Annotated in this window: 16 protein-coding genes; 5 read left to right on the forward strand and 11 right to left on the reverse strand. The window is 28.7% G+C overall.

Features of this window, described 5'->3' with window-relative positions; translation table 11 throughout:
- Nucleotides 1–2: 2 nt before the first annotated feature.
- The 6 genes from ACKTTQ_RS13930 to ACKTTQ_RS13955 all read right to left on the reverse strand — a co-directional run bounded on the left by ACKTTQ_RS13930 (nucleotide 3) and on the right by ACKTTQ_RS13955 (nucleotide 3,707).
- The gene (locus ACKTTQ_RS13930; RefSeq protein ID WP_408049551.1) at nucleotides 3–245 is read right to left on the reverse strand and encodes a DUF3098 domain-containing protein; all 243 of its coding nucleotides are present in this window, start codon (nucleotides 243–245) and stop codon (nucleotides 3–5) included.
- A gap of 62 nt (nucleotides 246–307) precedes the next feature.
- Nucleotides 308–1,186: a cell division protein FtsX gene (locus ACKTTQ_RS13935; protein ID WP_408049552.1), complete on the reverse strand. Its 879-nt coding sequence runs from the start codon at nucleotides 1,184–1,186 to the stop codon at nucleotides 308–310.
- A gap of 122 nt (nucleotides 1,187–1,308) precedes the next feature.
- A complete protein-coding gene (gene mce / locus ACKTTQ_RS13940; protein WP_113787582.1) occupies nucleotides 1,309–1,722 on the reverse strand; it encodes a methylmalonyl-CoA epimerase in 414 nt (137 codons plus the stop codon).
- Nucleotides 1,723–1,751: 29 nt separating this feature from the next.
- Nucleotides 1,752–2,297, reverse strand: a complete 546-nt coding sequence (locus ACKTTQ_RS13945) for a hypothetical protein (RefSeq protein WP_408049553.1) — start codon at nucleotides 2,295–2,297, stop codon at nucleotides 1,752–1,754.
- Between the two features lie 2 nt (nucleotides 2,298–2,299).
- Nucleotides 2,300–2,971, reverse strand: coding sequence for a hypothetical protein (locus ACKTTQ_RS13950; RefSeq protein ID WP_113787580.1), 672 nt, complete (start codon nucleotides 2,969–2,971; stop codon nucleotides 2,300–2,302).
- Nucleotides 2,972–3,086: 115 nt separating this feature from the next.
- Nucleotides 3,087–3,707 carry a DUF2589 domain-containing protein gene (locus tag ACKTTQ_RS13955; protein WP_093870118.1) on the reverse strand — a complete coding sequence of 207 codons (621 nt, stop codon included), beginning with the start codon at nucleotides 3,705–3,707 and terminating at the stop codon, nucleotides 3,087–3,089.
- Nucleotides 3,708–4,140: 433 nt separating this feature from the next.
- Between ACKTTQ_RS13955 and ACKTTQ_RS13960 the strand changes: the two genes are divergently transcribed.
- The 5 genes from ACKTTQ_RS13960 (at nucleotide 4,141) to ACKTTQ_RS13980 (ending at nucleotide 8,691) form a co-directional block, all read left to right on the forward strand.
- Nucleotides 4,141–4,827, forward strand: a complete 687-nt coding sequence (locus ACKTTQ_RS13960; protein WP_408049554.1) for a hypothetical protein — start codon at nucleotides 4,141–4,143, stop codon at nucleotides 4,825–4,827.
- Between the two features lie 623 nt (nucleotides 4,828–5,450).
- Nucleotides 5,451–6,200, forward strand: coding sequence for a sensor histidine kinase (locus ACKTTQ_RS13965; RefSeq protein WP_408049555.1), 750 nt, complete (start codon nucleotides 5,451–5,453; stop codon nucleotides 6,198–6,200).
- Between the two features lie 51 nt (nucleotides 6,201–6,251).
- On the forward strand, nucleotides 6,252–6,899 hold the full coding sequence (locus ACKTTQ_RS13970; RefSeq protein WP_093870123.1) for a response regulator transcription factor: 648 nt from the start codon (nucleotides 6,252–6,254) through the stop codon (nucleotides 6,897–6,899).
- A 41-nt stretch (nucleotides 6,900–6,940) separates the two neighbouring features.
- Nucleotides 6,941–7,336: a 30S ribosome-binding factor RbfA gene (gene rbfA / locus ACKTTQ_RS13975; protein ID WP_093870124.1), complete on the forward strand. Its 396-nt coding sequence runs from the start codon at nucleotides 6,941–6,943 to the stop codon at nucleotides 7,334–7,336.
- A 152-nt stretch (nucleotides 7,337–7,488) separates the two neighbouring features.
- On the forward strand, nucleotides 7,489–8,691 hold the full coding sequence (locus tag ACKTTQ_RS13980; protein ID WP_408049556.1) for an ABC transporter permease: 1,203 nt from the start codon (nucleotides 7,489–7,491) through the stop codon (nucleotides 8,689–8,691).
- 19 nt (nucleotides 8,692–8,710) lie between these two features.
- Here ACKTTQ_RS13980 and dusB read toward each other — a convergent pair whose 3' ends face one another.
- From dusB to ACKTTQ_RS14005, 5 genes are all read right to left on the reverse strand, one after another.
- The gene (gene dusB / locus ACKTTQ_RS13985; RefSeq protein WP_408049605.1) at nucleotides 8,711–9,700 is read right to left on the reverse strand and encodes a tRNA dihydrouridine synthase DusB; all 990 of its coding nucleotides are present in this window, start codon (nucleotides 9,698–9,700) and stop codon (nucleotides 8,711–8,713) included.
- 125 nt (nucleotides 9,701–9,825) lie between these two features.
- The gene (locus ACKTTQ_RS13990; protein WP_408049557.1) at nucleotides 9,826–10,704 is read right to left on the reverse strand and encodes a DUF5777 family beta-barrel protein; all 879 of its coding nucleotides are present in this window, start codon (nucleotides 10,702–10,704) and stop codon (nucleotides 9,826–9,828) included.
- Nucleotides 10,689–11,072: a hypothetical protein gene (locus tag ACKTTQ_RS13995; RefSeq protein ID WP_408049558.1), complete on the reverse strand. Its 384-nt coding sequence runs from the start codon at nucleotides 11,070–11,072 to the stop codon at nucleotides 10,689–10,691. Before ACKTTQ_RS13995 ends, ACKTTQ_RS13990 begins: the two co-directional genes overlap by 16 nt.
- Nucleotides 11,050–11,583 (reverse strand): YceI family protein, encoded by a 534-nt coding sequence (locus ACKTTQ_RS14000; RefSeq protein WP_408049559.1) that lies wholly within the window; start codon nucleotides 11,581–11,583, stop codon nucleotides 11,050–11,052. The genes ACKTTQ_RS13995 and ACKTTQ_RS14000 overlap by 23 nt, the downstream gene beginning before the upstream one ends.
- A gap of 12 nt (nucleotides 11,584–11,595) precedes the next feature.
- A complete protein-coding gene (locus ACKTTQ_RS14005; RefSeq protein ID WP_093870129.1) occupies nucleotides 11,596–11,940 on the reverse strand; it encodes a hypothetical protein in 345 nt (114 codons plus the stop codon).
- Between the last annotated feature and the right edge of the window lie 90 nt (nucleotides 11,941–12,030).

Raw genomic sequence — 12,030 nt, forward strand, 5'->3', positions numbered from 1 at the left:
GCTTATTTTTTAGGATTGGCAAAAATAGCATAAATTTCTATACCAAGACCAATAATAACTAAGGTAGGGGCTAAACGAATTCTACGCCAACTATAAATATCAGGATTAAAAACTTTAGGATCGTCGCTACCGCCACCTGCCATTAATATAAAGCCAAGTGCAATAACAGCTATTCCAATAAGCATAATAATATAATTACGTTTACCAAATAAAAATTGTTGTTTTGAGTTGTTTTCGTTTTTCATTACTGTAAATTTTAGTGTGTGATTGAAAGAATAAACTTTAAATCAATCACTCTGTATATAATTTAATAATACAAATCGTTTGTTTGTAAATTTAAGAATCGTTGAGTAGCAAAAAATGTACTAATCCATGTGATAAAAAAGGCAATGAATAGCACACCACCAGTAACATAACATAACGAAACATAATCTTTAATTAATTCAAGTGTTGGTATATAGCTATCTACATAGTAAATTACTATTGATAAACCAAGAAATGCAATAAAAGCACCTAGTAATCCAAGTTTAATACTTTGCCAAATAAAAGGTTTTCTAATAAAACGTTTAGTTGCACCTACCATTTGCATAGTTTTTATATTAAAACGTTTTGAATATATAGATAATCTAATAGAACTATTTATTAAAATAATGGCAACTAGTCCAAAAAAACCACTTAAAACTAGTAGCCAAAAACTCATGCGTTTAATATTTTTTGTTAATAACTTAACTAAAGGCTTATCGTAGTTTACTTCAGCTACATAGTTGTTTTTTATATATTTTTTTTCAAGTTCTAGCATTTTTTCAGGAGTAACATAAGTAGCATTTAAATAAATGTCTATTCCGTTTTTTAATGGGTTGTCACCTAAAAATTTTAAGAAATCTTCACCTAAATCTCTTTTATATGATTTGGCAGCTTCTGCTTTACTTATGTATGCTAAGTTTTTTGTGTAAGCTTCTTTTTGTATAGCAGTTTTAAATTTATCTAACTGTTTTTTAGAAACATCATCCTTTAAAAATAAAGTCATCACAACTTTTTCTTTAAAGTGATTAGCAACTTTCGTTGATTTTAGTAAAACTAAACCAAGAACACCAATCATAAAAAGAACCAAAGCAATACTTACAACCACAGAAACGTAAGAAGATTGTAAGCGACGTTTTTGAAAAGAATCAAAAGATGTATTCATTTTAATAAGTCAGTTTATAAACCCTGCAAGATACTAAATACTAGTCAATGCTCAATAAGGAATTATTATTTAATAATTATTATAATTAACGTTTAATAACTCGGTTATTGCATTATAATTATTTACACATTAGAGTTTTTAATTTCTTGGCAAAGTTCAATTAATACCCCGTTCGTTGTTTTTGGGTGTAAAAAAGCAACTAGTTTGTTATCAGCTCCTTTTTTAGGAACTTTATTTAAAACAGTAAAGCCTTCTTTCTCTAATCGATTAATTTCTTGTTCAATATCATCAACGGCAAAAGCAATATGATGAACACCTTCTCCTTTTTTTTCTATAAATTTAGCAATAGGACTATCTTCTTTTGTAGCTTCTAGTAGTTCTATTTTGTTAGGTCCAGATTTGAAAAATGAAGTTTTAACCCCCTCACTAGCTACTTCTTCAACTTTATAATGAGGTTCACCAAATAAAGAAGCAAATAGTTGATTTGACTTTTCTAAATCTTTAACGGCAATACCAATATGTTCTATTTTATTCATAGGATAAAAATAAAAAATATAGTTTGATATTATAGGTTTTCTAAATCTATTTTTTCAGCCATAATTATAATCACATCCGACCTGTTAATTAGCGATAATATTTGAGCAGTAATGCCTTTTAATTGTTCGTGATTAGAGCAAAAGCTCCATACTTCGTTTAAAAAAATAGTAAAGTTTTCATTTGTGTCGTATTTAAATTCTTTTGTTTGGTATATTACACCTAATAATTGATTAATTAAAGTTGAAGCGTTTTCTAGTTTTGTAGAATAAGCAGAAAATGTTTCCCACAAATCTTGTTGAGCTTGTGTTAATATTGTTGCTGCAAGATGTGCATATTCTTTTTTTTTGTTTCCATTGGTACTTGGAATAAAAGCTGTTAGCTCACCTCTTTTTACTGAAAATTTAGATGACTCGGGTAAGTTAAGTTCTTGAAGCATTTTTTCGGTATTAAGTAACCAGTCGTTTATACTTCTAATGCTTTGCGAGCTTTTTTTCTCTAACTGATTTACTAAGTTGTGAATTCCTGAAAGTTGCTTTTTTATATTTGAAGTTATTTTTGTTATAGATTTCCTCATGGCTATTCAGGTAGTAATTTAGATTCTTTCTCTCCATTTTCATTCTCTGAAGTATACCATTCCATACTTTCTTCGTTTAATGTCATTTTAATTTGAACAATATTTTCGGGTTTAATTTCATTCAATTTATGAGCCTCTACAATAACTTTTGTGTTTTGTTTAACCAACTGTCTAGTTTTGATAGAAGATTTAAGATCAGTAGTTAATTTGTTCACTAAAGAAGTATAGTCTAGTTTTTCTTTTGAAACGGAAACAAATTTTTCAGCAACTCTTTCTGAAAATTGTTTTAGTGAAAGGTCTTGGTTTTCGGTAGATTTTATATTTCTTTCAAGTTCATCGGTTTCTTTTGCAATAACCGACCGTATGCTTATAGATGTTTTTCTATCAAAAGAAGTGGCTTTTGAAGCGTCTTTTAAAATGGTATAAGTTTTAGAGTTAAATCCAATATTATCTATAGGTTGATATTCTTTTTCATAACTATTTTCTAATTCACCAATAGCTACAGGAATTGTAAGTTCAATGTTTTTAGCTTTAAAACGAGGAATTGAAAAATGTTTTAATAAATCGTGTTTTGCAAATTTTTCTGCAATTTCTAAAGATTTTAAATCCGACATTAATCGGGCTTCTGAAATGCTAGTGGCTATACCTCCAAGGTATTCATTTAAATTGACCATAATATAAGTTTTTAAAAAGAGGCTATCTAAAAAATGGTCATTACGAATGAAATGAAGATTTTTCGGAATGGTGTTAAAAATAATTTTTTAGATAGTTCCTCTTTATTTGTTAGTGTTAAGCAACTGCAGCTATACTGTCTTCAAGCATGTCTAAGATTCTGCTTAAACCTTCAGGTAATTCATCATTCACAGCTTTTACTTTTACTCCTAAGTTGTAAGTTTTATCAACTTTTACTCCTTGTGAAGTATTACGCTTATAAGAAGCAGAAGCTTTAAAATTCACTATTTTATAGTTAATACCTAGTTCTGCACTAGCAGCAAATTCAGAAGAAACATTTCTAGTTTCTGTTGAGCTTAACCTAGCATTAAAATCAATATTAACTTCATCAATTCGTATAGAAGGAATTGTTAACATTGTTAAAAAAGGTACTTTAATTTCTACTTCGTTATCTAAAAAGTTATTAGTAGTGTTTGTAGAAGGAGGTAGGCCTTCATCTGTTAATTCTTGGGCAGTTTTACCTACATGTGGATTAGGAACTGATTTTTTGTATTTAAAATCTACATAACGTAATTGGTCAACTGTGTTAGGATCATTGTCATTTTCAAAACCAACTTCTTTAATGAAGTTTACAGTAGCCATTGAGGCAGCTGTTTGTGCTTGAATTGCAGCCTGTAAAGGCCCACCAACATACACATTAAAATCTAAACTATTCAATTCTGGAACTAAATTTGGCATAATATTTATTTTTTACCTACTCTATTTATTATTAGGCTTTTCGGTTAGCGCCTTTTAGTCTTTCGAAATAACTGATGGCAAAATTCAATTAAATTAGAAGTGTATTTGTAAGTAAAACAACTATAAAGAGTATGTGATAACCCGTTTGTTTTTTAAGGTGTTTTCTCCTGAATAAAGAGTTTATTAATTGTGTGAAAAGATATGAGGTTTGTTTATGAGAGATATGTTTTGATATAACATTTTTAATGAATTAAAACTTAAAAAGTCAACAGTAAAACCCATGAAAACCCAATAGGGTATTAGCTTTTAGGTTTAGGGTGTTTTTCCTGATTGTTTTATGTAAAAGCTTGATTTACTTAGGTACTTGTAAAAATGATTTGCTTTTCAAAAGAACAAGAGTGTATATTTGACTAGAATTAAAACCAAACATATTATGAATAAAAAGAATATATTTCAGAAAATAATTGGAATATTCAAAAGCATATTTTGCAAAGAATGTACCTATGAAGAGTGTATAGAAAGTGCAAATGAAAATGGTGTTTTTTGTTATAAGGATGAAGGTAGAACAAAAGAGATGTTGAGCTACTCAGAAATTATTGAAATGCTAAAGAGTTATGATATGACAAGAATAGAGCCTATTGAAAAAGCTTTAGGGTATGAAGATTCTCGAATTAATACATTTGATTTTATTCAGTTTAAAAAATACTTAGGGCATATAGAAAACTTAAGTAGAAAAGTGAAAATTGAAATTACAGGAATTAGTTTTATAGCTACAGCAAAACCGAACCATAAAGGAAAAGAAAAAGGATATGGTAGTTTAATTTACATGCCATCTACAACTATTAGAGGTAAACAAGTTTTATTTGATCCGGTTCAAAGTGCTAAACGTGGTGAATTAGTAACGTTTAAAGAAATGTTAGTTAAGCATGGTTATAATTGGATTTATGATTCTGAGGGAGAATATAAAGAAGGAAAAAGAAAAGATTATAATTATAGCTTACAATCAATAAAGAAAGAAACGGTTGCTTTTAGTATGAGAAATGGTGAAGGAAATACTAATATGGATGGAGATGATAGTGGAGCTGGAAATTTAAGTCATAAAAAACCTCCGTATGCTTAAAAAGAATAAAAAAAATAATTGTAATAATTAAAAATGTAAAGAATAAGAATGTTTCAAGTAATTTCCCTACTCTCACAAGTAACAGTTGCAGTACTATGCATTGTCTTGTATAAAAAGTATAAGAATCAAAAATTCTATGTATTTTTTTTAACATTAATTGTTTTAATAGCAGTTGTAGAATTAGTTGGAACTTATTTTATTTATACGGATGTAGATAGTCATTACATGTCTTATTTTTTTGTCTTTTTTCAAGGAGTATTTTCTATGTTAATGTTTAAGTTTTTGCTTAAAAAAAATAAGATAGTGTACTTTTTGTTTTCTTTGTTTTTCTTTTTTTGGATTTACTATTTTAAAGATAGAGAAGCATTTGATATAGTTGTAATAATGGGGTCGATTAATATTGCAGTGTTTTCTTTATTACATTTGAGAGAGCTTTTAATGTCCGATAAGATTTTTGTATATAAAAAGATACTACCATTTTGGGTTTCAGTTGCTTTTTTAATTTTTTATTTGTCTTCTGTTCCGTTTTTTAGTATGTTGAACTTTATGCATACTAGAGGATTGTTCTTTGTGTTATATATATTAATTATATTGATGAACACATTTATAATTTATGGTTTACTATGCAGCAAGAAGGAAGAGAAATATTAATTATAACAACTTTAATTATTGTAGTAATTGTTGTCTTTTTGATAATATTATTTACAGTTTTCCAGCGCAGAAAAAATAAATTATTACAAGAAAGGAATAGTATTAAAAAACAGTTTGAAAGAGAAATTGCAGAAACACAAATAGAAATACGAGAAGAGACTTTACGTAATATTAGTTGGGAGTTGCATGATAATATTGGGCAACTTTTAACTTTAGCAAAAATACAATTACAGCATGCATCACCTGATAATATGGGTGAAATTACAGAAACAATAACGAAAAGTTTAACAGAAATTAGAGCACTTTCAAAATCTATAAATCCTGAATTTATAAATAATATAAAATTTATTGATGCCTTACAATTAGAAATTGAACGTTTTAATAGGTTAAATTATATAAATGCTAGGTTAACTATTTTAGGTGAAACAAAAGAGGTAAATCAAAAGCATGGAATTATAATTTTTAGAGTGTTACAAGAATTTTTCTCTAATACTATAAAGCATTCTAAAGCTACTAATTTAGATGTGGTTTTAGAATATAGAAACAATGTTTTAGATATTGTAGCTAAAGATAATGGAGTAGGGTTTGAGGTAGAGAAAGTTACCTTAAAAGGTATTGGTTTACAAAATATAAAAGCAAGAATAAAATTGATAAAAGCCAAAGCAACTTTAAAATCTGAGCCTAAAAAAGGTACAACTTTAACAATTAATTACTATTTTTAAGCTTTCCCCAATATCTAAGCAGAAGTCTAAATATAACCCTAACTCTACTATATTATGAAATATTCAGTTGTAGTCGTAGATGACCATACACTATTGTCGCAAGCTATTGAAGGGATGGTGAATACCTTTGATAAGTTTAAAGTTTTATATACTTGTAAAAACGGAAAAGAAGTTTCCGATAAGTTTTTAGGATCACCTAAAAATATTCCAGATATAGTATTAATGGATGTTAACATGCCAGTAATGAATGGTATAGAAACAACTCATTGGATTGTTGAGAATTATCCTAATGTACATGTAATGGCATTGTCAGTTGAAGATGCTGATGGTACTATCTTAAAAATGTTAAAAGCTGGAGCAGTAGGGTATTTATTAAAAGATACTCAAAAAGGAGTTTTAGAAAAAGCCTTGTTAGAGTTAATGGAGAATGGGTTTTATCATACTAAAGAAGTTACTAATTTATTGTTAGATTCTGTTTCTGGTAAAAATGGACGAAGTACAGTTAGCTTTAAAGAAAATGAATTAAAATTTATGCGTTTAGCTTGCTCTGAATTAACGTATAAGGAAATTGCTGAAAAAATGTTCTTAAGCCCTAAAACAATTGATGGGTATAGAGATAGTTTATTTACCAAATTAGATGTTAGAAATAGAGTAGGCTTGGTAATGTATGCTATAAAAAATAAACTGTATACACCATAAAATAGTACTGTTAGGAAGAAAATATTTCATAAATTTGCCGCATGGAAGAAACAAATAGACAGCGTAAAATTGCAGGTGTATTGCAACAAGACTTAGTAGATGTTTTACAAAGAGCTGCTCAAGATGGAATGAGAGGGGTAATAATATCTGTATCAAAAGTATCAGTAACTTCAGATTTAGGAGTGGCAAAAGTATACTTAAGTGTATTTCCATCTGACAAAAGAGATGAAATTATTGATGGAGTAAAATCTAATACCCCATTAATAAGGCATGAAATGGCTCAACGAACAAAAAATCAATTACGAAGAATGCCTGAGTTGTTGTTTTTTGGAGATGATAGCCTGGATTATATTGAAGAAATAGATAAGTCTTTAAAGGGAGATGATGTTGATCCGATTAAAAACCCAGACGTTTTACCTAAACGTCAAAAACGTTAACATTCTTATATACTATATAGAAATATAAACTACTTGTCTTTGCAAGTAGTTTTTTTATTTATAAATATTTTAAGTATTAAAAATATAAAGAGAATAGTTAAAAAAAAACGCATAAATTTGAAAGATTAAATCCTAATACGCATAATCAACTATTGAAGTTTTCTTTATACATAGCTAAAAGATATTTGTTTTCTAAAAGCGGTACAAATGCAATTAATATAATTACTTTCATAGCAACCTTTAGTGTTGTGGTTGGTACTATAGCGTTGTTTGTGGTTTTATCAGGATTTTCAGGTCTTCGTACTTTTAGTGATTCTTTGTTAGAGGCTTCAGATCCTGCTATAAAAATTATACCCGCTAAAGGGAAAACTTTTGTGTATACAGAAAAACTTGATGAAGTAATAAGAAGTAATAAAGCAATTCAAGTAAGTTCAAAAGTTATAGAAGAGCGAGTTTCTTTAAAATATAAAAATAAAAACCATATAGCTTACATAAAGGGTGTTGATGAGTTATATAATCAAATAGTAACTATAGACTCCTCTTTAACTGTTGGTAGATGGTTAGATAAAGAATATAGAAATACAGCAGTTGTTGGATATGGTATTTTTTACAAACTTTCATTAGGTGTTTTAGATTTTGGAGAACCTTTACAGATTTTTGTGCCAAAACCTGGTAAAGGATTTATAAATCCTAATAATGCTTTTACTTCAGTAAGTACTCAAGTTATAGGTGTGTATTCAGGTTCTGAAGAGTTTCAGAATAAATATGTATATACTAATATTGATTTGGCTAGAGTACTACTAAATTATTCAGAAAATACGGTAACTGGTTTAGAGTTAAAATTAAAAAACTCTTTTAATAATGACGATGTTAGAGATGAATTACAAAATGCTCTAGGTAGCAACTATGTTGTTAAAACAAAAAAACAGTTAAATGCATTATATTATAAAGTAGTAAATACAGAGAATTTTATATCTTATTTAATATTTACATTAATAATAATAATTGCTTTGTTTAATGTAATAGGTTCAATAATTATGATGATTATTGATAAAAGAAAAAATTTAAAAACTTTATTAAGTCTTGGAGCTAGTATAAAAGAAGTTAAAAATATTTTCGTGTATCAAGGTTTTTTATTGGTTCTGGTAGGAATGATTTTTGGTCTAGTTTTAGGTATAAGTTTAGTGTTAATTCAGCTCCATTATGGTGTGTTTATGATAGCCTATAATTTACCTTATCCTGTTGAATTTAGGTGGACGAATTTATTAGTTGTAGCAACTACAATCACGATTCTTGGGTATGTAGCTGCTAAAATTGCAAGCTCTAGAATTTCTGTTAAGTTTATTGAGAAATAGTGCTCCTATTAACTATATGTTATAGTATAGAATCTCCAAATTTGTCTTTCACTAAATTAAAAGTATCAAAAACATCTTTTGGGTCATCCATGGTTACCATTTTAAGACGGTATTCTTTAAAATGAGGAATGCCTTTAAAATAATTAGTATAATGCCTTCTTGTTTCAACAACCCCTAGGCGTTCTCCTTTCCAATCAATAGCCATTTCTAAGTGACGACGAGCCATTTCTGTACGCTCCAAAATAGTAGGAGTAGGTAAATGTTCTCCTGTTTTAAAAAAATGTTTAACTTCTTTGAAAAACCAAGGATAGCCGATAGAAGCTCTACCTATCATACAGCCATCTAAACCAAATTTATCTCGCATTTCCATTGCTTTTTCAGGAGAATTAACATCACCGTTACCAAACACAGGAATATGCATTCTTGGGTTGTTTTTTACTTCAGCTATTGGAGTCCAGTCTGCATTTCCTTTATACATTTGGGCACGAGTTCGACCATGAATTGAAATAGCTTTACAGCCTACATCTTGCAAACGTTCTGCAACTTCAACTATTTTAATTGAATCATGGTCCCAGCCTAAACGTGTTTTAACAGTAATAGGTAACTTAGTGTGCTTAACCATAGCTTCAGTTAACTTAACCATTAAATCGATATCTTTTAGAATACCAGCTCCAGCTCCTTTAGAAACTACTTTTTTTACAGGGCACCCAAAATTAATGTCAATAATATCAGGGTTAGTCTTCTCTACAATTTCTACAGAACGTAACATTGAATCTAAATTGGCACCAAAAATTTGAATACCAACTGGTCTCTCTTTTTCATAAATATCTAATTTCATAACACTTTTAGCAGCATCACGGATTAAACCTTCTGAAGAAATAAATTCTGTGTAAACTACATCTGCACCATTTTCTTTACATAAAGCTCTAAAAGGAGGATCACTTACATCTTCCATAGGAGCTAGTAATAGAGGGAAATCAGGTAGTTCTATAGTGCCAATTTTAACCAAAATATTCAATGTTTTACAGCGGCAAATATACAATATTCTCTTTCCATACCTTATTTAAATATAAGATGTAAAAAAAGTTTCCTGAAAAGGAAACTTTTTAAAAGTAACAATATATAAATAAGTGATTAAAACACTCTTACGATATTAAATCCAAATACTAAATCACCACTAGCTTTGCTTATGAATCCTGGTTCATTACTAGATTGTGAGTTTGTAAATAATAACTGAAATACATGACCACCAGTTTCTATGTCAACACCGAAAGTATAAGGATTCGTATAATTCGAATCTTTATGTCTGTTTAAATTATGAACATATTCAGCATTTAAGCTTATTCTTTTACTTAATTTATATCTTCCTCCAAAGCCTAAAGCAAATTGATTATGATTAGCTTCCTTTACAATATCTAAAACTTGTAAGTTCTGACGTATGTATGTTGGAGCAAATTCGAATGAAAATTCTTTTGAAAATCTGCGAGAAGCTAATAGTTGTAGTGAATAGCTATATCTATCTGCATCTTTCAATGTGTAATTTGAAAAAGAAGCATTTTTGATTTCTGTATTTCTATTTATAGTAGCATACCCTACTAGATTTAGGGGGAATTTATTAGATTGTTTTGCAATTCGAACTTTAGCAGAAGCAGCTAAAGTTTTTTCAAAAGACTCTCTACTAATACTGAATTGAACACCGTCCCAGAAACTATATAAAAGTTCTATCTTGGTAAAAGCATCATCTAAACCAAAAAAACTATCAAATCCATTTTTCAAAGGGCCAAATCTATGAGAAACTATTAAGTAAAGATCCCCTTTATCAGCAATTTTAGTAGATTGTAAGTTTCCAATTTTTAATGTTTTAAATGCTGGTAAGTTAAATTGAGTTCCTGCATTTGATTCTTTATCCAATTCATCTAATAAATCATCTTGTGCGTATAAAGTAAAAGACGAAACAAGTAAAAAGGTTAAAGATAGTAGTGTTTTTCCTAGATCATTTATTTTATAATACATTGGTTGAGTTTTAATTCGTTTAGTAATTCGTCGTATCCTATAACAGTTCCTTTTACTGTTATTTTATCTTGTTGTTTCTTTGTTAAGCGAGCATCTTTTCTTAATTGACAAAAAATAAAGTCGTCTAGAATGAAACCGTTATTTACAACAGAAGTTATTGTTCCTTCTAATTCAATTGTTTTAGTGTTCCATTTATCAAAACCTTTTTGGAGTTCTTCAATGAATTTTTCAGAACTTCCGGTGTAAACTGCTTCAATTTCTTCTGTAGTTTTATGAGGTTTATATACTTGCTTGTATATAACTACTCCACCTATGAAAATAATGCTTATAGCTAATAAAATCCACTTACTTTTTTTCTGAAAGCTCATAATTAATGATAATGTTTATTTTATTGGCTATTTTTTTTCTAATAATGCTAGGTATTTCAATGTTATAATCCTTAGGGCTTACATTGAAATTTCCTGTCAATTTAATTTTGTCGTTTATTTTATCTAATGAAACAGGAAATGAAACTTCTTTTGAAATACCTCTAATAGTTAATTTACCTTTCAATGAATAAGTAGTTTCAGAATTAAGATTATCAAATTCAAAATTTTCAATTTTACCTCTGAAAACAGCTTTTGGGTAAGTGTCTGAATCCATATAGTTTTCATTGAAGTGTTCTTGCATCAAGGCAACTTTAAATTTAAAGGCACTTACAAAAAGTTGGGAAGCTACATCGCCATTTTTAGTAAGTATAGCAGAAGTACTATTATTAATTGCTTCAACTGGTTCAAAAGCATCAACTGAAGCTTTGAATTCGGTTATTCCAGTTCTAGTAAAGTATTTTTGGGCGAAAATGGTTTGTCCAATAAATAATAATATAATTAATAGTCTCATGAGTTCTTGTTTTTATTCAATATATCCGTCCGATTTCCATTTGTCTATAACGTTTTTTTTGTCAGTAGCAAGTGGACTACTAGGAGGCATGGTGTTATTGTCTATTCTAAAGTGTAAATTACCATTTTGAGCAGCGTTTTTAACTTGGGTGTAATTTGTTAAAGATAATCCAGCTGCTGGACTTGAAGCAGAATGACATCCAGAGGTTGCACAACTATTGTCGATAATAACTTTTACATTTTTGCTATAAGTAATTTCTTCTGTAATAGGCGGAGTTATCGGTACTTCTGAAGAAGAACAGCTAGTTAATGATATTGTTAGTAAAGAAAATAGAATAAAAGCAGTGAGATTTTTCATGAATTCTGAATTTTAAATGATTAGTTTTTTTGTTACGTGATAATTTTTGATTTTTTTCAAAAATCTTGTCTTGGTACAAATAAACTAAAA

Source organism: Tenacibaculum halocynthiae (assembly GCF_964512825.1).
Classification (GTDB): domain Bacteria; phylum Bacteroidota; class Bacteroidia; order Flavobacteriales; family Flavobacteriaceae; genus Polaribacter; species Polaribacter halocynthiae.